The organism is Halococcoides cellulosivorans (assembly GCF_003058365.1).
In the GTDB taxonomy this organism is placed as follows: Archaea; Halobacteriota; Halobacteria; order Halobacteriales; family Haloarculaceae; genus Halococcoides; species Halococcoides cellulosivorans.
Map to the genome: position 1 here is coordinate 2,483,595 of NZ_CP028858.1, position 21,035 is coordinate 2,504,629.

Here is a 21,035-nt window from a genome sequence, read left to right on the forward strand (position 1 = left end):
GGGACCGTCGATCAGTGGTGCGAGACCAGATCAACCATCGAACGAAGATCCGATTCGATCAGAGAGGACTCATCGGGATCCCATGCCAGCCGTTCCTCGATACCGGCGTCGGTGAACCGAAGCGAGGCGCGAACCCTACGGTCGGGGTCATGCTGGAAGAGAGCCAGAGCGTAAGCGAGCATCTGCGGGCGATAATGATCTGCGAGATCAGTCGTCGACTTCGAAGAGAGGTCGTTCGTCTTGTAGTCGATAATATGGAAGGCGTCCGGCGTGACCAGGAGCCGGTCGATGTCACCGACGACCCGTGAATCACCGATACGGGCACCGACAGAGAACTCGTCATACACCGCTTGGAGTTGAACATCGGCCTCAACCTGGTCGACAAATTCGACCGCATCAGTCGCATGATCGACTGCATCGTGGAGGTCTGTGTCTGTCGGGTCTTCCCCAGCCATCCGACTCAGGCGACGAATGAAAGCAGGCCATTCGTCTCGCGGCGGCCGAAGTTCGATGAGGCGATGCACGACCGTCCCGAACGTGGTCGGGCTCAATCCAGTTACCTCACCCTCGAACGAGGAGCCATTGGCGCTCTCGCCGGCGTCCGCGACTGCATTCACGAGCGTTGTCGCTGTAACTCGGCTCGCTGGCGTCGGAGTCGGTGGCGTCGGAATCGAAATCTCCGGAGTGGGGTCTGAAGTCCCGTCGTCGGGGTGCCAGTCGACCGGCCGAGGAGGCTGACGAACGGTGTAGCTAGCCGCCCCAAGCTGTCCTCGAACTACCCCCTCCCGATGCGCTCGGTCGAGGAGATCGTCGTCAAGAAGCAGGGGTTGAAGCCAATCACGCCACCGATCGGCCTCATCGAACGCCGCCGGCTCACCGAGTCCGATGGCCCCCGACTCGTCAACGTCGATCTCATGGGTACCACAGAGCAGGAGGTGATCGCGCGCTCGCGTGCACGCGACGTAGAGCAGGCGTTTCGCCTCCGCTCGCTCTCGTGGGAGCGACTGTCGCTGTGCGTACTCGTGAACGGCAGTCTTCTCGATCGAGAACGCATCGTCCGGACTGGGACCGCCGACGGCCGGGAGTGGCGGCGCGTCGTCGGTCCCCTCGACGAGCTGAACGTACCCGTGATCGTCGACGGACCGGCCGAAGTTGAGTTGACCCCCGATGTCCGGCACGGTGACGATCGGAAACTCCAGCCCCTTCGCGGAATGGATCGTCATAATTCGAACACCCTCGACGTCCCCTGGGATGTCGGCCTCTCCCTCTCGTGGATCGGTCTCAGCCTGTCGATCGATGCGGTGGAGGAGTCCCGCCGCCGTTCGAACGCCGTTCTCGCTCCAAGTTCGTACCTGATCGCGGAACTTCTCGACGTTCGCGACGGCCTGTTGGCCGCGTTCGTCGGCACTCACACTCGCCAGATAGCCAGTCTCGTCGATCACACGCGAAAGCAGCCGATTCCACGGACGCACACCGTCTTCCGACGGCGTCGCACAGCCACAAAGCGTCCGCCACGTCGTGAGCAGGGCGTACGCGTCTGAAAGCTGTGAATCGTCGGCCTCGGCGAGGGCCTCCCAGACCGAATCAGCGTCTGCGACGGCCGGTGCGAGACGGTCATCGGTGAGCCCGAACAGTGGCGACCGAAGCACGCCATATAGAGAGACATCGTCGTGGGGATCACCGAGCACCCGGAGCAGATTCGTGAGCGCCTGGATCTCGGGCGTGTCGTAGAACCCGACGCCACCGACGACTGTGAAGGGGATGTCGTAGCTCTCGAGCGCGCGCTGATACCGGTCGAGATGGGTTCGCCGGCGAAGGAGAATGGCGACATCGTCCGGCGTTGCCGCGCGGTGTTCCTCGGTCTCGGTATCCTGCACTGTCGGCGGGTCGTCGAACAGGTGGGTGAGCCGCGCGGCGAGAGCCTGGGCTTCAGCTTCGAGTGTGTGATCCAGCGCTCCGTCAGCCACGGGGTGGTCGTCTCCGAGGAGCGTCGCCGCGGTCTCAGCATCATCAGGCACTGGGAGATACTCGACGGTCCCCGCCAAGCCCTCGATGTCCTCCACCAGATCACGCTCGGTGGACAGCGACTGCGGGCGTGCCTCGTACGGTTCATGGTCCTCGCCGTCCGGCTGGAACACCGACCCAAAGAGTTCGTTCAGGAAAGTGAGCGGCGCATCCAGCGTCCGAAAGTTCCCGGAGAGTTCGAGCCCAGTCGGACTCTTATCGTCGCTCTCGGGGACGGTGTCGACCCCACGGGCGTCGTTGACCGTCTCGAGTTCCGTCCGCGCCTCACCGAACGTCGTCACGTCAGCGCCACGGAATCCGTAAATGCTCTGTTTTTCGTCACCGACCAGGAACACATTCGACGCCGTCTGCGCGTCGACGCCCGTGAGGAGTTTGACTAGCGCCCACTGGCGCGGGTCTGTGTCCTGGAACTCGTCGACCATCACGGCCGCAAACTGCTCTCGAAGCTGGTCAACGACTGCATCGTTCGACCGCAAGAACTGAAGCGTCGTCGCGATCACGTCCGGGAAATCAAGGGAATCGCGGCGCTCCTTCTCCGCCGTGTAGGCCGCCAACACATCGTCGAAGACACGCATGAGCGCCACCGCGTACGGAGCGCTGTTCGCTTCGAGCTCACCGGGCGTCGTCTCGACAGCGTCTGCGTGGGGCTCGACCGCCGCTAGAGTCGCGTCGATGGCACTCTTGAGATCATCGTAGACGTCTCCGTAGTCACCCCAGTCAGCTCGGTCGCCAACGACGTATCCGGAACTACTGTACAGCCCGCCGTTTTTCTTCTCACAGGCCTCGTAAAGGTTGAGGATCGCTCGCTGGCAGTCACGCGGATCGCTTGCTTCGGGAGCGACCGAGAGTGTCGTCGCGATCTCATTGAAGGTCCTGTAGGCCCGGAGCCCGTCCTCGTCGGCGATCTGTGCCTCGTGGTCCACGCGGCCCGCGACTGTGCGAACCTGCTCGAGGAGGCCGTCCGCATACAGCGTCTGTCGTGCGTCGGCCACATCGAGATCACAGACGACGTCCCAGAGCAGATCGACGTACTCCTCGGCGTCGGCGTCACGCCACTCCTCGAGGACGGCCTCGCTCTGCGGGCGTTGGTCGAGCAGTCCCACGAACACGTCGATCAGTTGGTCTCGACCCCAGAGCTGGGCCAAGAGTTTGACATCCTCGTCGTCCTGGGTGTCTTCGAGAAACTCGGTCACGGCCTCCCGCTGGAGTTTCGCTGCGCCGTCTTCATCCAGCACATCGAACCCGAGGGGAACCGGGGCCTCGACGGCCCACTCCCGTAAAAGGCGAGTGCAGAACGCGTGAATCGTGTGGACGTACCCGTCCTCAAGGTCGTCAAGGACAGCGCGCCAGCGCTGATACGCTGCCGGTGACTCCACCGCTTCGAGTCGGTCGTACACCTCCTCCCGGACGCGCTCGGTCAGTTCGGCCGCTGCCTTTCGGGTGAACGTGATCGTGACGAGGTTCTCCGGTGTGAGCGACGGATTCTCGGCCAGTATCGTCACGTATCGCTCGGTCAACGCCGTCGTCTTCCCGGTCCCGGCGCCGGCGGTGATCGCAACGTTCCGACCCTGGACGAGTGCGTCCTCCTGTTGCTCGGTGAGTTCGAACTCCTCGGGTGCATCAGTCATCGTTCATCACCGCCAGGAGATCCTCGTCATCGCGAACGCGAAGCGGGACGTAGGCGCTGTCGTCTTCTCGTGCGGTCTCGACGAACGCTCGCTTGCGGTGGTGTCGAACGTCACACGCGCGCCGGTAGTCACAATACCGGCAGTTTGCATCACGAGCGGACTGGAGCGTCGTGTGGAACCGCCCGTTGGCGATCGCCGTCTCGATATGGCCCAGCCACTCCGGAACGACATCGTCTAGGAAGCGACGAAGGTCAGATTCCGAATCGAATTTGGACTCCAAGCCACGCGGCAGTTTGAGATCGTTGGGCGGTCGAACTTGATAGTACGTCGCCGACAGCGAGGCCCGATCGAACAGATCGTCGCCAACGACATCGGCGGCAGCGAGCAGATAGATCGGGAGCTGGAACGTCGTTCCGCCGGTCGTTTTCGTCATATACGGTGCCTTCCCAGTCTTGTAGTCGTAGAGGGCGAGCCTCGGTGGGTCACCATCCCGGTTCACGTCGACACGATCGATGTATCCGCGTATCGAGACCGACGTTCCGTCCGGGCGTTCGACGGAGAAGGGACCGGCATCCGAATCGAACAGCCCCTCGCCGAACGGGACTTCGAATCTGTGTGGGCGGGCGTCCTCGTCCCGAGACAGCTCCTCGTCGAGGAACGTAATGAACAGCCCCCGTTCTGGCGCATCGTGCGGTGTCTCGTCGGCATCACCGAGAACGCTCCCGTCGTTCCCCAACCCCGCGAACAGTTCCGCCGTCCACCGTTCGTAAAACAGCCCTTCGTAGTCGAAATCGGCATCCTGGAGCTCTTCGGCAGCGACCTCACGAAGGTGGGTCAACAGCGTCTCGCGATCGAAGGTCTGCAGGTCGACGCCGCCATCTGTCTCGTCCTGTAAGTCTGCATAGAATCGTTCGAGAACGTTGTGGACGTACGAGCCAGTCTCCAGCGGTGTCGGGACCACCTCGACGTCGTCGGGGTCCTCGATTTCGAGGACGTTTTCGGCGTAGAACTTGAACCCGCACTCGACGTACCGTTCGATCCGACTCGCGCTGTAGGGTTCCCGTTCAGCCGGTGGGTACACGTCTGCGACCGTCTCGGGATCCAATACGCCGTCGTGTTCGGAGAGGCCCGCTCTGCTTCTGTTGTCTGCGCATCGAAGGCCGCGGTCCGTGCGGGTCGTTTGCGCGGGCGAGAAATCTCCATGGTCGCCGGCGTGACTGACCGCAGCACGCCGGTCCGGTGTGTCAGCGACGTGCCGTTGGAGATCCTCACGAGAACCGACCCGATCGTCGACGCCGTCCTCTGGCTCGAGCCCAGTCACGCGCTGAAGCTCGTCGAGTACCGGCGACCGGACGACGGCGGATTCATCGCCGCCCGTCTCGGGCGTCGTGATCGTGATCTCGTCGACGTTCGCGAGCAGCGTCGCGAAGAGATAGCGGTCCCGAAGCCGTTCATCGCCGGTGTCGAATCGGGGGTGAGCGTTCGTCATCTCCTCGAAGAAAGCGGGCCGTTCCGGTGTCGCCGGGAAGTGTTCGCTCGTCAGCCCAACGAGGAATACCCTCTCGAACGATCGCATCCGGGCGTCAAGCATCCCCATCACCTCGACGTGGCCGCCCGCAGCGCGCTGAGGAACCCGGATCTGTACGCCATCGAGGGCGCGAGTGAACAGTGCCACTGGGGCACGGTCGCTCGTGACGCCCTGGAGTGATTCGAACGACGAGAGAGCCTCGTCGACGACATCGTAGGCCCGCTGTTCGACAGCCCGTTCGGCACCACTGGCGTAGTTCTCGATCGCCGCCGTCACGTCGAGCTGGTCGTCCAGCAGTCGACGGAGCGTCGCGGTCGCGTCATCGACGTCCCCCGTCTGGAGCGTCTCCAGTGTCGCGAGCAGATCCTCGACCATGGCCGACGCAGGAGCGTCGAGATCGTCGAGCAGTGGAGCTATTGAGACGGTATCTCGCCGGCGGGCTGCAGTGGTGATCGAATCGACCGTGTCGGCATCGAGGACATCGACCAGCGGGTTCGCCAGCAGCGACGTGAGGTCCTCCGCACGCGGGTCCGGCTCAGCGAGAGTCAGCAGATCGTGAACGACACTCCCGAGAAAGGTCCGGTTCAGCTGTGTGGCGGCAGTCGTGACATACGGGACATCGTACGTATCGAACGTGTCCTCGACGTAGCCAGAATACGCCTCAGTACCGGGGATGACGACGGCAAGATCGTCGGGATCACGTCCATTCGCCAACGTGGTTCTGAGCTCACGAGCCACGAATCGAATCTCACGCTCTGGCGTGGGCAGCTCTCGCCACCGAAGTGTCTCGGGAACGGCAGCCGGCTCGGGATCCGGTCGGTAGAGCGACTGAGTGATCGCGCTGAAGCCATTGTTCGCATCATCGGTTGCCCCAAGATCGACTGTCTCGAATTCCAGCGACTCGTAGACATCCAAAGCATCGGTCGCGACGGCATCGACCCCGCTCCGACCACCCTGATGGAGTGGCAAGAGAGCGATCACAGAGAACTCGCTGGCGATGCGTTCGATGAGGCGGCGTTCGACCGGACGGAACTCGTGGTACCCGGAGAGAATGATGACGTCCAGTTCTGGGGAAAGGGCTTCGAGCGATCGGTCCGCCGACGCAACTGAGTGGAACATCTCTCCGCGGGTGCAGACCCACTCGTCGACGTAGTCAGCGAAGAGACCACCGTAAGTGCGGTAGGCGTCGACCGTGGCTGTCGCAATCCGATCGTCCAGCGGTGAGCTCTCGAACTCCGTCGTCAGTTCGTCGGCAGTCCGAACGCCGGCGTCGTCGAAAAGCGAGAACCGACTGCTGAACGAATCCGCGAGTGAAGCGGACGCGGGCTCGCCGGCGAGAGCACCAGCCGTCTCGGCCGTCGTTCTGTCGAGGGCGTACTCGACGAGCCGGCGGTTCAGCTGTCCCGGCAGTGATTCAATCGGCCCATGGAGGTCCTCGTACCAGTCTCGAACGATTGCATCGAGTGTCTCGGCCCGAAGGCGGAGTGGTGCGTACGACTCTGACCAGTGGTCCTCGACCGAAGTTCGACGGGCGTCGTTCCGAGCGATGTACAGGACTGATCCAGGAAGCTCGCCAGCACGCTGGTCAGCCCGCTCGAAAGCAGCCTGTTCCAAATTCGAGTGTCGAGGGCCAGTGAGGAGTGTCTGCTGCATCGAATGCCGAAACAAAAGGGCGCGCCCTCACTTCATTCTTGGCTAGACGAGCTCGGGCTGGTTTCGCGACCGCGGTTCTCGAGACGTCTGAATCACCGATCACTACACCCCTGATCCAGAGTGTATCGCTGGATTTTGAAGCTGAACGAACGGTCACGCCTCTTCAGGACGGGGAGCGTTCTCGTATCTGACCATCTTCTCAGGCTTATCAGAGATGGTCTCGTAGATCTGCTGAAGCGTTTCTTCGGCTGCAAGCAAGTTGTGGTCTTCGAGGAACTCGCGTCCCTCCGCTGAGAGAGCGTAGAACTTCCGAGGATACCCCTGCCGACGCTGATCGTCGTCTAAAGCGACCTCTTTGACGATACCAGCCTCGATCAGCTTCTGGATGTGCTTGTAGACAGTGGCCTCGCTCACGCTGGGATTGAACTCCTCGAGCTCGTACATCGAGGGGAGTTGGTCGGGGTGCTGGAGAATATTGTTGATGAGCGCGAACCGCGTCTGTTGTGTGACGAAATGGACGAGTTCGCGGGATTGCGTTCCCTCACCGGTACCAAAATCGGAGCTCATGCGACAAGATACACGTCTTGACGGCAAGTAGTTTCACCGCTGGAAGAATCCACTATATGTTCATTCGAAACCCCAACCGGTTGTAGTGGACTGACCCACCACCCCACGTTTCCGACGTCTCCGTCGGGCCAATTGACCCCCCTTGTTTCCGTCGTATCTTAAAACCCCACCCCAGATTTCCGTCGTTCGAGCTCCCGGTGAATGAGGGGAGAAACTAGTCACTCACCAGGCCAGTCCTCCATGAGGCTGTCCTCGAGGATCGTCTCGCGAACGACCTGCGGGTCTTCGATGAGACGGTTTTGAAGGTGGATGCCACCGGCACTTCCCTTGTTGATCTTCTCGATCTCGACGACCCCGAGGAACGCCTGTTCTTTGAGAATATCGCGGAACCGTCGAACCGAGAGGATGTCCATATCGAGGTGGTTGCAGATACGTTCATACTGGTCGTACACCCGGCTCGTTAGGAAGGCGTCCTCGTCGGAGCTGACACTCAGTTCGGTCAGCGCGAGGAGCGCAGCCTTCGCCTGGGTGGGAGCCCCGTTCACGAGTTCTCGAAACCGGTCCTTTTCGGCGTGTTGCTGAGCCTGCCGAACGTGCTCCTCCGTCACTTGCTCTGCTCCGGCCTCATAGGCGACTTCCCCAGCATGACGAAGAATATCGATCGCCTTCCGGGCGTCACCATGCTCCTGTGCGGCAAAGGCAGCCGAAAGCGGGATCGCGTCCTCGGACAGAACGCCATCTTGGAAGGCGTCCTCCCGATTGAGCATGATCTCTCGCAGCTGGTTCGCGTCGTACGGTTTGAAGAACATCTCCTTGTGCTGGAAGCTGCTTTTCACGCGCTCGTTGACGTTGTCGACGTACTGGATCTTGTTACTGATCGCCATCACGCCCACACTACAGTCGATTTTCCCTGCTTCCTCAGCTCGTGAGAGTTTCATCAGAACGTTATCGTCGTTCATCAGATCGATCTCGTCCAGGATGATAATCACAGAATCAAATTGTGCGTCAAGCGTCTTCCAGAGGAGTTTGTAATACTTCGACGTGCTGAGACCGGTGTGGGGAACATCGATTCCGGTCGTCGATTCATCGTTCAATTTCGCTGCAAGAGAAGAGACAGCTTGGGTCTCAGTATTGTCTTCTGCACAGTCGATATATGCAGTTCCGATCTCGACACCATCCTGAGCGGCATTTTGAGCCCGTTGGGAGACATGCTTTGAGACGAGAGATTTGCCAGTTCCAGTTTTTCCATAGATCATCACGTTCTCTGGAGAGTAGCCGTGGACAGCGCCGTTGAGACGTTTTGCGAGTTTCGAAATCTCGTCGTCACGGCCAACGATCCGGTCAGCTTCTGGAACATGGCCAATTTTCAGAAGATCCTTGTTCGCGAAGATTCGATGCCCGGATTCAAAGAGTGGATCGTCAACAGAACTGTTTGAAGAGTCGGGCGCCATTGAATATCGGACGGTGTGTGCGGAGGGGTCATAAATCTAGTGGAAATTACCACCCCACGTTTCCGACGTTTCTTTCCCGATATCACTGAGAATGTGCCGTAATGCGGTGGAATTTGATTGCTGATATTATAACCGCGTTTCCGACGTGGAAGGGGAAATCAGGAGACGGCAGCGTGATAATGGTTCCGAATCCCACCAAATTCACCACCCACACACCCCACGTTTCCGTCGTAATCGTGGATTGATGGGGAGGGGGAGTGGAAGGAGAGATCCATGAGAGAAGAAGCGAAACGAGGGTGCTTACACCGTCTACGAGAAGCCAAATAGATGGTTAGACAATACGGATCGTTTCGTCTGAACGGACGAAGTACTTCGCCCGTTCTATGGACGAAGAACACTTAATGGACTTTTCGTACTTATAGTACTTATATCTATGTATGACGTAGATACCTCAACGATATATAGTATATGGATTAACATAGTTAGTGAGCGTATACCATTAATCTCCGTTTCCACCAGCGCTACCCTAGAGAAACGACGGAAACGTAGGGGGTGGGGCCCTCTTGACCTCAGTGTCTCCTCCCCTCCAATCTGCAGTTACGACGGAAACGTGGGGTGGGTGTCTTCCCCTCAGTCATCTGGGTTGACCGGGGCTTTGTATTTTGACTTCACCTTCTCACCATCTCGCCACTGCCAGTAGTAATACCGGTTGTCGTTGATCTCCTTGATCGTGATCGTCGCCTTTGCGGGGACGTCGGCTGGGAGGTCGTCCGGTCGCTCCTCCACTTCGTCTTGGTCTGCTGCCTTTTTGACGGGGGCCTCGCGTTCCTTGTGCTCGGCGAGTGCTTCGGCGTACGTGGCAATCTCTCGGAGACGCTCCGCAGTTGCCTCATTGAGCGTGTTGACAACCTCCGTCGGAAGGTTCGCCGGTGGAATCGGTGGTTCGTGGGTCATCGGCTGTGCTCGTGTTAACCAACATTCGGCGCCAGTCCATAGCTTTGTTGGTTAAGACTATCGCGCTGATGCTCTGGCGCTGGCTGTAACACTACTCGAAACAGATTGATATTCAAGTTTCGTACTATGTTACACCGTGCTCCGTTACCTCGAGACGAACGGGGAGGTCCACGACGCCCGGCTCCCGGAGTGGGACGAGTTCCAGGAGCTGGCGGCTGACTACGAGGTGGACCTACCCGAATGAGATCGGGTCGCTCTTGCCCACGAAGCGATGGAGCTCTCGCCGCCTTGTACTACGAAACGCTGCTGATTTCCGTGTCTAATTGATTCCAGACCAGCTCGAACGCTGGCGGATCACCGGTCAGGTCCGGTAGCGTGGTCTCCCACTGGTGGCGGATCGTCTCTTGTTGCTCGTCCGGGAGTCCATCGTTCAGATCAATTGCGAGTCCATCGTGTTTGCACTTTGCCTCGAAGGCGGGTTTCACGTCGGCAAAGTCGATCGTGACTGAATCGGTTTCGAGCAGCTGGTAAAGATCGTAGTAATCACGAGCGGCCCCGCGCTGGTAGATCGCCCGGAGCTTCTCGGCGAAGATTTCCTCGACGCTGTACGCCTGGAGGTCGAACTCGGGTATGTCCTCGTACGCGTGAGTGTGCTGAACAGGGTCGAAGGCGACGTACTCGTCGACCATCACGTCGATGCTGGTCGTGTTTGGGTGGTTGAGGACGGCCCGGTACTGAATGCTGATGTCGACGTAGTGGGTCGGGTAGTGGTCCTGCTGGGATTCGTGATGCTCTCGAATCTCGAATTCGATGCCAGAGCGTTCGGCAATCGTATCGAGGACCGTCCGGAGCTCTTGTTTGGACCCCTGGTACTCCTTTGACACCAAAATCGAGGTCCTCCGAGAACCGCCATGACTGCGGGAAATACAGTTTGGATAGCGCCGTCCCGCCTTTGAACAGGAGGTTGTCGCCGTAGTCACTTGTGAAGATGCCCCAGAGGAGCCACGAATTGACGTAGTTCTTTTCGGCGTACCCTTGCCGAACGCCCAGTTCGCGAGCGAGGATTCGGAGCCGTTCCTGACTGATCATCGGGATCAGGACTCCGTCGGCTCCAGCGTGGCTGGCTCAACGTTGATCCGAAGACGATACGCACTGTCGGAGGATCCGGTGTCGGGTCGCGTCGGGTCCAGTGGGGAATAGCCACTCGTGAACGACTCGACGATTGCCTCACGACCGGGGAGATCGATATCCAGCTGATCGGCGAGGTAGACGATCCGCTTGGTCGCGGCGCCGTTGTCGAGCCGCTCGAGGTACTCACCGACGGTGTCCCAGGCGCAGCCCCGTTCGTCGGCAGTTCGCATCGCGGTTGCGAGTTCCCGAAGGCCACCGCAGAACTCGGGGTGGTCCGCACAGTCGACCAGCGTCTTCTCCAGGTCGCTGACCTGCACGGTCGTCCCCTCGATGGACGTCGGTTCAGACCCGAAGAACTTTCCTTCGGTGACTGTCGTGACACGGTACGGAACGCCGTGGATGTCCCGGCTTTGGGCCCGTGTCGGCGTAACGACGTACACCGTCCGGGGGACCTGTTCGGTCAGCCCATGGTGGCTGAGGGCGCTGTAGTAGCCGATGTACATCGGCTCGGCGACGTGGGCGGCGATGAGATATTCGTGAGTTGTGTAGACTCCCTCCTCGCCGGCAGCGAGTGGAATGATGAGATATGTGCCCGGGAAGAGCCGGTCGAGCCAGCCCTTCTCAGTGAGCCGGGAGGCGATCTCTCGGGCAGTGTTCGGGGGGACCTCCAGCGTCGTCTCGATGTCATCGACGGAGATGATCTGATGACCAGCGCCAGCGAGTCTTGCAAGAAGTCGACTTTCTCGAGTCGAGAGACCCTGGCGTATATTTCCTGATTGGTCTATGGCACTCATACCTGCGTATCTTACATAGAGTATAACGACGAGCCTGCATTAGCCTTGCGACTACGACGGAGACGGGCAGACTTAACCAACGAAACTGGGACAAAGAACTGAGCGTTGGTTAACCATTCAACTGTGCGGTAGCGCGGAGTCTCCTTCTGCTCACGGCTTTGCCGTTCGCATGGTCAGCGGAACCTTCGGTTCCGCACTATCCTCAAGCGCGAGCGAAGCGAACGGTAGGGAGCGGAGGAGCGCGTGTCGAAGCAGGGCACAACCGTTATTTTCACCCGGATCGTCGTCCCACGTAGTCCAGTCCGGGCTTCAGACAGCCCTGTGAAGGGTGCCGATACCAACATTGCGGGGGTAAAGGGACGGTATCTCGGGATGGACGGGCCGCCGTCAACCGGCCCCGAAGGACGGACCGACGACGCGACCGCTCCGCGCTGGCTCGACCGGCCGCGAAGTCGCCGAGGTCACGTCCAATTAAATTGCCGCTGCCGACCGACCTCATCGGCAAACAAGTCGGTCCGGGACGATAACTCCCATCCGACGCCATGCAAGCCCCGTCCTCAGAGCGCCGAAGGCGCTCAGGGCGGGGTAGTTGACCTACTGGCTTCGAGGACGTCGATGATCTCTTCTGCCGTCCGACTGATCCGTCCGAGCCGGTCGCGAACGACCTCAGGATCGTCCGATTCCCACGCGGCCAGGTAGAACGCCGACCCGCTGGTGTCGAGCCCGCAGTACCGCCCGACGACGTACGCGACCGCTTCGGCCTCGACCTCGCGTTTCGACCGCTCAGTGTCGTCGGTAACCTCGAAGTGGAGCAACGCGTGTGCGTACTCGTGAACCAGCGTCCGCGCAAGGTCGGCATCGTTCTCTCGATCGTGCACCTCGACGAGCGGCTGCATGTCGATGAGACTCCGCTGCTCGCAGATGCCCTTTGCCTCCCCGTGCGTCCACTCGTCGGCTGCAATGATTCGAACCGTCACGCCGACATCGTCAGCGCGCTCGGTCAGCTGGGAGACGAGATCGCCGGCGTCACCAGTCGCTTCTGTATCGAGGTCAGGGAGTGGTTCGCCCTCGGTCTGGGAGACGTCGAACACTGGCGCGGGCTTGAACCCGACCAGGCCTTTCGACCACTCGTCTGGTGGGGTCTCGTCGAACTCACAGTCACTGTTTGCGTGGTAGCTCGGCGAGTTCTCGCACTGTGGGCACTGCTTCGTGATGATCGGTGCCCAGATCCAGAGGGCTGACTCGCCTTCCTGGACGTGGCGATCGAACTCTTCCTGCCAGGTCCGGTAGCCCGCCACGCGGGTTGCCCCGGGACACTGTCGCTTGATCAGGAGCGTGTTTCTGTAGGAGTAGTCGTGGAAGCGACTCTGGATGTCGAGCCATTCCTGGAACTCCGCGCTGGCCTGCGCGTCGTCGACGCCGGCGACGAGCTCGTCGATCCACTGTTCGATGGTGCTGTTCATCTCGCCGGATCGTGTGTCGGTCTGCTCGAAGGCGACCGACGACTCACTGGTTGTAGACATGGTAATCTCCAAATCGAATGCACGGCGACTGCGGCCGTTCAGAACGCGCCGCACCCCTCAGGGGGCGCAAAAAAACGTCTCTGCGGCTTCGTTGAGGTCAGAACGGCTAACGAGGGTGTTGTTTTAACTACGGCGGGGGCATCAGATGAGCCAGCATGGGGCTTGTGAGTTCGCTCCGGAGGACCGTCGACGGGGGGTTATCGACTGTGTGGGAGTGTCGAAACTGTGGCGAGACTCTCTCAGAGGACGCCGCCGAGTGCCCACGTTGCGGGGCGGAGGATGTCGCCCGCTACGAGATTTGATCAGCGAAGCGTTTCCTATTCGTCAGCGAGACCGATCTTGTCGAGGTACTCGAGGAACTCGTCGAACCGCTCGACGTCACTGGGCGAGTCGGTCGCGAGATGACGTGCCCACTCGATGGCCCACTGGAAGGCGGGATCCGTTCCGCCTTTCCCGTGAATGTACCACCACCGCGCCGCTTTCAGCACGACCAGCGGGTTCGTCGGCGGCTGCTCGCCGGCGAGCCCCCGGGTGATCGACTCGATTTCGTCGGGGACCGCGGTGGGATTGACGTCGCCTGATTGGTTGTTTGCGATATCGACTGGAATGTCGTCGATCGAGACACTGTTGGCGCTCTGTTGTTGACTCACTGGAAATCTCCTCTGGACGCGGACCCTCGATGAAGCCCTCGCCCTCTCTGGGGCGCGAAAAACAACTCGCGGTCTCACGAGGGAAAGGAGACGCTCTGTTCGCCAGCGACTTCTTCGAGATTGTTCCGGTGGCGATGTGCGAAGTAACAGTCGTAGCTGCAGTATCCACAGAGTGCTCCAGTGTCGTACTCGGCGACGTAGGGACCACGCTCGCTCGTCCAGACGTTCGATCCACACTCGGTACAGGCGGCGCTGTCGAGATCGCTCGGTGATGGCCCCTCGTAAGTGACGGTGAGATCGTCCTCCTGTGGCGTCGTTTCGGGCCAGACCCCGTGGTGCTTCCAGAACCCGCGAACCTGACCGAGACTGTGACGGACCGTTTTGCGAACCGTGAGGTGGTCCGCGTCGCGACCGCTGTTGTCCCATCCGCCGGCCGTCCAGAACTCCCCGAACTGCGCGCCCCGATGGAGGCCGTTCCAGTCGAGGCCGACGATATCCGCTGGCGGGTCGTCTGTGAGCGTAGGTCGAGTCAGCTGGCGGATGGCCTCGAGCTGCGTGGGTGGGCTTCCACCAAGGATGTGGACCCGTCGTCCGCGCCAGTCGGCCGGGTCGGAGAACTCTTCTGCCAATCGGTCGGCGTAGCCATGCGAATACCCGAGGGTGATGTCCTCGGGAATTGCATCGATCACTGCCTGGCACTTCGGAACGACGATGAGCTCGGCCTCGGGGTAGCTCGAACGGATCTCGCGAACGGCAGCGACGTGGTCGTCGACGTCCCCCGGCTCGTAGACGTCGCCGACCACGCCAACCTGTGGCTCGTACTCGAAGAAGCGATCGACGAATCGATCCAGATCGGGATTCCGGAAGTCGTTGTCGAGCATTCCAACGGGGAGATTGAGGTTTTGATACTGGTTTTCTTGATATCCACAGTCCTCCCGAAAGCCGGGAAGATATCCGAGGGCGAAGGCTCCGATAACGAACGGCGCTCGGTGCAGGAACGCAATGTAGTTGGTTTGTCTGGCAGCAGCGATGTCGCTCGCCGTACCGGTGGTCGGACTCAGATCGATGGACATAATTTCACTCGCGAGGCCGCTGTTGGCTGCCCCGCACCCCTTCGGGGCCGAAAAACGCTCTCTTTACAGGATTAACCAACAACCGATGCACTCAATCGCAGTTTGTTGGTTAAGAAACGACCTCACTCCTCGTCTGCACGTAGCTCGTCAGCCCTCCACTCGAGCCGACGCAGAATCTGCGTCCGGTTCTGGTGAGTGTTTTCGTAACCAACACACTCTCGAAGCGTCTCCATGTCCGGGATCGTCGCGATCCCGGCCTCGACCAACCGATGGCTCGGTGCTTCGAGACGTTTCTCGGGTGGAAGTCCGTCGGTACTCTCGCTCCTCGTGGACTGCTGCATTGCTGTTGACCTCACCCTTCGAGGGCAAGATAGACAGAACGGGCGACTCCATTACACCGGATAGGGATTGGAGGAATTCTACGATTCTGAGAGTGGTTTGTCGAGACGTTCGTAAATGTCGGTAGCTTGGTATAGCTGACTACTGCCGTCGCTTTCAACCGCGGTGAGGACACCGTCTTCTTCGAGTGTTTCGATGAGCGAGTATGCGGTCGTGTGGGAGAACCCGAACTGCTGTTCGGCTTGCTTGGCCGTGATGTAGGGGTTCTTAAAGAGCTGTTGGGTGAGTGGGAGAATGTACTCTGAGCGATGGGTTTGATACTCGGTGACGTATGTTCGCCGGAGTTCTAGCAGTTGTTCACCCCGCTCGACGGCTTCCTTCGCTTGCTGCCAGATACCCCGAAGGAAGAAATGGAGCCAATTGTCCCACGCACCGTGAGTACGAACGTGCGTGAGGAGGTTCGTGTAGTCATCGCGGTATTCGTTGAAGTATGCACTGAGGTACAGATACGGTTCTGTGAGGAGTTCTTCGCGCTGGAGCCCAAGACTGACTAAGAGACGGCCAAGGCGGCCGTTCCCGTCGCGGAAGGGGTGGATGGTTTCGAACTGGTAGTGGATGAGTCCAAGCTTAATGAGCGCGTGAATTGGTTGCGGGACGTTCGTGTATTCGAGGAGTTCGTCGAGTTTTTCACGGGCTTGCTTGGGTGGCGCCGGGACAAATGTTGCCTGAGAGATATCGGCGGCCTCGAAGGGAGCGAGGTAGTTTTGGATGTCCCGGATTTCTCCGGGTGATGGATCTTCGCTTCGGACGCCGTCGAGGAGAATCGAGTGCATCTCACAGAGGGTATCTGTGGTGATCTGTTCGTCTTGGTCGATGGCGTTGAGTCCGGTTTGGAGGGCCGTGAGATAGTTTTTTGCCTGTCGTGCCCCTTCGTTATCGGAGGAGGCTTCTCCGACAGCTTGCTGTGCCTCATATCGATACACATCTGAGAGTGTGACTTGGGTCCCTTCGATACGAGAGGATTGGACTGCCTCTTTCCGGGCGAACGCTTCGATGAGCATCGTGCTGGAGCCTGCTTTTGGACCGAGGTATTCGAGTGCGCCGAGCATCCGCATTGCCTGCCCGATTTCCTTCGTGAAGTCACCTTGGTCCAGGTCGATTGCATCGAGATCGTCGGGAATGAATGAGGATAACTCGTATCCGTCGACGGTGGTGGTGACGAGCTCCCCAGGGGCGTTTTCTGTGAACTGGTTTTGATCCATGTCATATAATCCTTTTGTGGCCACTAAAGGTTTAGCGGGTATAGTTGAATGAGGTCAAGACCTGTTCAATGTAGCATGAATAGAAACAATCTTCATTCAACCTTCCCGGGGAGAGGGTTGAATATTGAGTGGCGGGATTCAGTATAGAACTGAATCAGAACAATTCCCATAACAGCTTCCGACTATAAACTTGAATGGGCGAGGGGGCGAGTCGGCCCACGCTGAATTAGCTATTCACCGGTTCAACTTTAGTAGGTGTCTTCACCTCTGTTGTCTCAGTCCTCCTGTGTGCGGATCTCGCTGGCCCGGTGTTCGAGACGCCGAAGGATTTGGACTCGCTGCTGGTGGGTGTTTTCGTAGCCTACACACTCTCGGAGCGTTTCCATGTCCGGGATCGTCGCGATACCGGCCTCGACCAATCGATGGCTCGGTGCTTCGAGACGCCTCTCGGGTGGAAGTCCGTCGGTACTCTCACTCATCGTGGACTGCTGCATTGCTGTTGGCCTCCACCCCTCGAGGGCGAGATAGACAGAACGGGGTGACTCCAGCACCGTCAGGGGCTCAGGCCATCGTCTCCTGGAACCGTTCGCGAAGCGCATCCTCGCGCTCTTCGAACCGATCGACTTTCCCCTTCAGATCATCGCTGACGCTCTCGATGCTTGCCAGCGCTCGCTCGCCGGCCAGCGACGCCTGCGACCCGCCGTCACCGTTCGCTTCCAGCTGTTGCTCGTACGCGTGTTCGACGCGCTTGATGGTGCCTTCCGGGTTGAACAGAATGTCGTTCGCGATGCGCACGTACTGATCAAGGGAACCCCCTTCTTTCCCCTGGAAGAAGTGGGTGAGCGCGTACGTGCCACCGGAATGCAGCGTCCACATGTCGATCTCGAACGGTGACATCGCATTGGCTTCTGCGTCGCCTGCAGCGCGTTCGGACAGGTAGTCCGGGAAGCCGAGTAGCGTGTAAAACTCCGTGACGGTGAATGGAAGCTCCGAGAAGTCTAGGTCGATCTCCTGGGCGTCCCGGATGAACTCGAAGAGGTCGTCGGCAACGAGCTCGACCTGAGCGAGGATCTCCTCCCACCAGGTCCGGAAGTTCCGGATGTCGCCGACGTGCTTGATGACCTCCTTGTCGGTGAGCGAGCGCATCGTGTTCGAACAGTACCCGTCCTGGGCGAATCCTTCCACGTACACCGCGTGCTCGCCGAAGAAGTCATATCCCGACGTCACGCCCATCGTGATCGGCTCTGATCGACCGGGCAGACGCACCTCGAGGCCGTCGAACATGATGTCCATGTGGACCTCGCCACCGCCCCGGTAGCGCCGAATCTCGCCGAACATCACGTCACCCAGCGGCGTTTCGTCGAGGGTCTCCTCGCGGAGCACCGCTTCCAGCGGGTTGTACACGTCGACCGGATTGATGATTGAGTAGGAGTCGGTCGGGATGTGAAAGAGAGGATCCGTCTCGGCGCCCTGTTCGTGGGCCTCCGTGCAAGCCCGTCTCGGCTCGACGAGCGCGTTGAACCGCTCCGTCTCGACCCACTCGTCGGTGTATGGATTCTGGTAGGCCACGTTCGTCTCGACAGCTTGCGGGAGGTCACGGATCGCCTCGGCAAACGTCACGGGATTTTCGCCTCCGTGTCGGTTTCGATACCACTCAGGGAGTTCCGTCTCAGTCCGTCCATCGACGCCGGCGAAGATGGTTCTAGACGCTGGGTCTTTCATTTTTGGTCACCTCGAATCAGGATCAGTCATCGACGAGTGCTTGCATCGTCTCGCGCCCTGCGCCCTCTGCCGGGCGCAAAAACACTACCACGCAGTCAGCTGTCAATCGAAATCTGCTACGCCAGATGCGACACCGCTTCTGGTTCCTCGATGTCGTCGAACTCACCACGTTCGACCGGCTCCCAGTCCTCACTTAGCGTCGGACTCCACCAGTCGATCTCGTAGGTGCCCGGTGCGCCGAAGACCTTCACTCGAGCCGATCCATCAGGCAGATCGCGACGGAGCTTCTCGTCGACGTGGAGATTCCAGGTCGTGGCGGTATCGAAGCAGGCGAGGACGGCTTCCTCGTACCCGCGTGTCTCTCGGGATTCCTGGAGTTCGACCTGGGTATTGCAGTTCTCGCAGAACACCCCCTCGTATGGAATGTGGCTGAACACCTCGTGCCCGCAGACCGGACACCAGAGGAACTCGAACAGTGCGTCGCTGTGACGGTCGATGACGTCCAAACTCATTGTGGATCTGGCCCGATCGGAACGGGCCACCCATTTTGGCCCAATATAAACGTCACCGTGGGACGCGGCTAGCGGGGCTGACGGTCGCTCGAGACGCTGTCGTCTCGGTGGAGTCTCTATCATGGATATCCTCTGGGGGACATTCGATTTCCCCTCATAACAGGGTCGAACCCTCTCCAGCTCTCACCGTCCGGCATTAATCGGTGGCTCCTCGCTCGAGAACCCCAACGATATCGGAGAGATCGAAGAGGCTGAGGTCGTCACGTTCGTCTGCAGCTTCCTGGACGGAGCGTTTGAACCCAGAGCGGCTGAACAGGGTGAATTCATACGTCGGTTCGCCTCCGCCAGTGGGTGTCCAGTCGATGTGCTCCACGTCGTCCTCGAGGTCCGCGAGCACGTCATAGCCGAGAGGGGAGTTGGTAAATTTCGCCTCGCCTACGATCAGCGTTGACTCGTCAGTCGGGGCGACGACATCTATCTCCCGGCTCTTGTACCACCACTGGCGTGGCGCCTGTGTGAGCTGGTAGTCTGAATACAGCGCCGGCACCGCCTGGTGGCAGAGCGATTCGAACGTTTCGCTGACGAAGTCGGGCAGTTCTGGCTCGATGAGATCCGCATAGGCGTTTTCGCCATAGAGGTCGTACTGCCCCTCGCGACCGTAGAGATACCGGAAGTAAAACCGGAAGACGGGATCTCGAATCCGGTACCGAGTTCGCTTGCTGCGAGCTGGATCGGCGAGTGCCGGATGCTGTTTCTCGATGATCTGGAGCGTTTCAAGTCGGTCGATGTAGTATGACGTGTTGGTGGTCTCGATGCCGGCCCCCTGGGCGATCTCGTTTCGACTGTGGTTCCCGCTGGCCATCGACTCTAGAACCGAAAAATACGTGTTCACTTCGTTGAGCTCCATCTGAAGGACGGTTTCGGGCTCGTCGTGGAGTGGACCATCCGGGTCGCAGAGTAACCGCGTAATGTTCGCTCCGAGGCTCTGTGATGGCTCGAGTGGGCTGAGATATCGGGGGGTGCCGCCGAAGACGCCATAGACGAACACCCGGTCTTCGGGATCATATGTCGGCACGAACTCCTGAATTGTGTGAAACGGCAGATGGGTGAGTTCGAGGCGGCCGTTCGGTGTCTGGGACACCCGGCCGTAGAGGGGCGCACCGCCATCGAGGACGTGCGTATGGATCATGCCGATTGCCGAGCCTGTGAGGACGAGTGTTGCCTGATTCTCGTCGACAGCTGTATCCCACTGGTGTTGAATGATCGACGGGAGGCCCTCGTTCGATTCGACGAGGTACGGGAATTCGTCGATGACGATGACAGCATCTCTATCGGTGAGGTGTGTTAAGAGCGGTTCCCATTCCTCTTTGACGGCCGTGATGTCTGGATAGGTCGTCGCTGCTGCCTCGACGAATCGCCTGAGTTGTGTCGTCGCTGTTCCCTGGACGGCCTGATAGTACACGGCATCGTCGCGGTCGGCAATCGATTGACGGACGAGTTCGCTCTTCCCGATTTGACGACGCCCATAGACGATTGCGAGTTCTGCGGCGTCACTCTCATAGAGGGTCTGCAACCGATCGAGTTCATCGAGACGATTGACGAACTGGTCCATACCTCTCTATCGTGGTGGGAGATACAAATGAGTGCCGAAGTTAGGAATGAGACTATAATAGTTTGGGCTATAATAGTCTGAACTATAATCATCCCGCCTCTATTACCGCACCGGCACGCATCCATGGTGCTTGACCTCTATGCTCGCGGCCAGCGTTTCTCAGGACAGGTCCGCTCGTTCGACAGTGATGCTCAGGTCACCGGACTCGTAGTCGGCGTCGAACTCGACGGCGAGCGCACCGGAGTCGAAGGCGGCGTGGTAGGCACGGTACAGTTCGAGCGACCCGGTCGCCTTGAAGTGGAAGAATGCAACCGCGGTGTAGGGCCTGCTCTGGGTCTCGATTTGCGTCTCGACTGATGCCGGAAGCGCGATTTGGGGCGTCTCCGTGTCGATACTCGAAGCGAACGCTCTCGCTTCCTCGACGGTTGCTTGCGAATGGGCCGGTGTCTCGCCGGTGAAAACGTTCACCGGGGTTTCCGTGTCGTCGGTGAACAAGACGTCTTCGAACGTCTGTGTCCCGAGGATCGCCTCGGGATTCAACTCGCAGTCGTGGAAGTGATGGTCGTGTGTGGTCATCGAATCACGAGCCTTCGGAAGGGCTCACCCCTCGG

The 21,035-nt window shown here is 59.6% G+C and carries 17 protein-coding genes and 2 pseudogenes; 2 read left to right on the top strand and 17 right to left on the bottom strand.

Annotation, left to right across the window (positions count from 1 at the left end; translation table 11 throughout):
• Positions 1-11: 11 nt before the first annotated feature.
• The 5 genes from HARCEL1_RS12140 to HARCEL1_RS12160 form a co-directional block, all read right to left on the bottom strand.
• The gene (locus tag HARCEL1_RS12140) at positions 12-3,653 is read right to left on the bottom strand and encodes a UvrD-helicase domain-containing protein (protein ID WP_108383846.1); all 3,642 of its coding nucleotides are present in this window, start codon (positions 3,651-3,653) and stop codon (positions 12-14) included.
• A complete protein-coding gene (locus HARCEL1_RS12145) occupies positions 3,646-6,834 on the bottom strand; it encodes a PD-(D/E)XK nuclease family protein (protein ID WP_108383847.1) in 3,189 nt (1,062 codons plus the stop codon). Before HARCEL1_RS12145 ends, HARCEL1_RS12140 begins: the two co-directional genes overlap by 8 nt.
• Before the next feature lie 153 nt (positions 6,835-6,987).
• The gene (locus HARCEL1_RS12150) at positions 6,988-7,401 is read right to left on the bottom strand and encodes a PadR family transcriptional regulator (RefSeq protein WP_108383848.1); all 414 of its coding nucleotides are present in this window, start codon (positions 7,399-7,401) and stop codon (positions 6,988-6,990) included.
• Positions 7,402-7,619: 218 nt separating this feature from the next.
• On the bottom strand, positions 7,620-8,852 hold the full coding sequence (orc4, locus tag HARCEL1_RS12155; protein WP_108383849.1) for a DNA replication protein Orc4: 1,233 nt from the start codon (positions 8,850-8,852) through the stop codon (positions 7,620-7,622).
• Positions 8,853-9,482: 630 nt separating this feature from the next.
• Positions 9,483-9,806 carry a hypothetical protein gene (locus tag HARCEL1_RS12160; protein ID WP_108383850.1) on the bottom strand — a complete coding sequence of 108 codons (324 nt, stop codon included), beginning with the start codon at positions 9,804-9,806 and terminating at the stop codon, positions 9,483-9,485.
• Between the two features lie 136 nt (positions 9,807-9,942).
• Between HARCEL1_RS12160 and HARCEL1_RS13900 the strand changes: the two are divergent.
• Positions 9,943-10,050 (top strand): annotated as a pseudogene (locus HARCEL1_RS13900) (transcriptional regulator TrmB); the annotation flags it as partial.
• 49 nt (positions 10,051-10,099) lie between these two features.
• On the opposite strand, the pseudogene HARCEL1_RS12170 reads toward HARCEL1_RS13900, so the two are convergent.
• The 3 genes and pseudogenes from HARCEL1_RS12170 to HARCEL1_RS12180 form a co-directional block, all read right to left on the bottom strand.
• Positions 10,100-10,796, bottom strand: a pseudogene (locus HARCEL1_RS12170) (nucleotidyl transferase AbiEii/AbiGii toxin family protein).
• A 104-nt stretch (positions 10,797-10,900) separates the two neighbouring features.
• The gene (locus HARCEL1_RS12175) at positions 10,901-11,731 is read right to left on the bottom strand and encodes a type IV toxin-antitoxin system AbiEi family antitoxin domain-containing protein (protein ID WP_108383851.1); all 831 of its coding nucleotides are present in this window, start codon (positions 11,729-11,731) and stop codon (positions 10,901-10,903) included.
• Between the two features lie 575 nt (positions 11,732-12,306).
• A complete protein-coding gene (locus tag HARCEL1_RS12180) occupies positions 12,307-13,254 on the bottom strand; it encodes a M78 family metallopeptidase domain-containing protein (protein ID WP_108383852.1) in 948 nt (315 codons plus the stop codon).
• Positions 13,255-13,409: 155 nt separating this feature from the next.
• On the opposite strand from HARCEL1_RS12180, the gene HARCEL1_RS12185 reads away from it, so the two are divergent.
• Entirely contained in the window at positions 13,410-13,556 is a 147-nt protein-coding gene (locus tag HARCEL1_RS12185; RefSeq protein ID WP_108383853.1) for a zinc-ribbon domain-containing protein, read from the top strand.
• A gap of 15 nt (positions 13,557-13,571) precedes the next feature.
• On the opposite strand, the gene HARCEL1_RS12190 is transcribed toward HARCEL1_RS12185, so the two are convergent.
• The 9 genes from HARCEL1_RS12190 to HARCEL1_RS12230 all read right to left on the bottom strand — a co-directional run bounded on the left by HARCEL1_RS12190 (position 13,572) and on the right by HARCEL1_RS12230 (position 21,000).
• Positions 13,572-13,904 carry a hypothetical protein gene (locus HARCEL1_RS12190; protein ID WP_108383854.1) on the bottom strand — a complete coding sequence of 111 codons (333 nt, stop codon included), beginning with the start codon at positions 13,902-13,904 and terminating at the stop codon, positions 13,572-13,574.
• A gap of 74 nt (positions 13,905-13,978) precedes the next feature.
• Positions 13,979-14,977: a DUF6610 family protein gene (locus tag HARCEL1_RS12195; protein WP_108383855.1), complete on the bottom strand. Its 999-nt coding sequence runs from the start codon at positions 14,975-14,977 to the stop codon at positions 13,979-13,981.
• 122 nt (positions 14,978-15,099) lie between these two features.
• Entirely contained in the window at positions 15,100-15,318 is a 219-nt protein-coding gene (locus HARCEL1_RS12200; protein WP_108383856.1) for a hypothetical protein, read from the bottom strand.
• A 78-nt stretch (positions 15,319-15,396) separates the two neighbouring features.
• Positions 15,397-16,578 carry a Fic family protein gene (locus tag HARCEL1_RS12205; protein WP_108383857.1) on the bottom strand — a complete coding sequence of 394 codons (1,182 nt, stop codon included), beginning with the start codon at positions 16,576-16,578 and terminating at the stop codon, positions 15,397-15,399.
• A gap of 275 nt (positions 16,579-16,853) precedes the next feature.
• Positions 16,854-17,072: a hypothetical protein gene (locus tag HARCEL1_RS12210; RefSeq protein WP_108383858.1), complete on the bottom strand. Its 219-nt coding sequence runs from the start codon at positions 17,070-17,072 to the stop codon at positions 16,854-16,856.
• A 67-nt stretch (positions 17,073-17,139) separates the two neighbouring features.
• Positions 17,140-18,300, bottom strand: coding sequence for a hypothetical protein (locus HARCEL1_RS12215; RefSeq protein ID WP_108383859.1), 1,161 nt, complete (start codon positions 18,298-18,300; stop codon positions 17,140-17,142).
• 116 nt (positions 18,301-18,416) lie between these two features.
• Complete coding sequence (locus tag HARCEL1_RS12220) at positions 18,417-18,812, bottom strand: DUF7567 family protein (protein WP_108383860.1); 396 nt, start codon at positions 18,810-18,812, stop codon at positions 18,417-18,419.
• 196 nt (positions 18,813-19,008) lie between these two features.
• Complete coding sequence (locus HARCEL1_RS12225; RefSeq protein ID WP_108383861.1) at positions 19,009-20,424, bottom strand: ATP-binding protein; 1,416 nt, start codon at positions 20,422-20,424, stop codon at positions 19,009-19,011.
• Between the two features lie 159 nt (positions 20,425-20,583).
• Entirely contained in the window at positions 20,584-21,000 is a 417-nt protein-coding gene (locus HARCEL1_RS12230) for a hypothetical protein (protein WP_108383862.1), read from the bottom strand.
• Between the last annotated feature and the right edge of the window lie 35 nt (positions 21,001-21,035).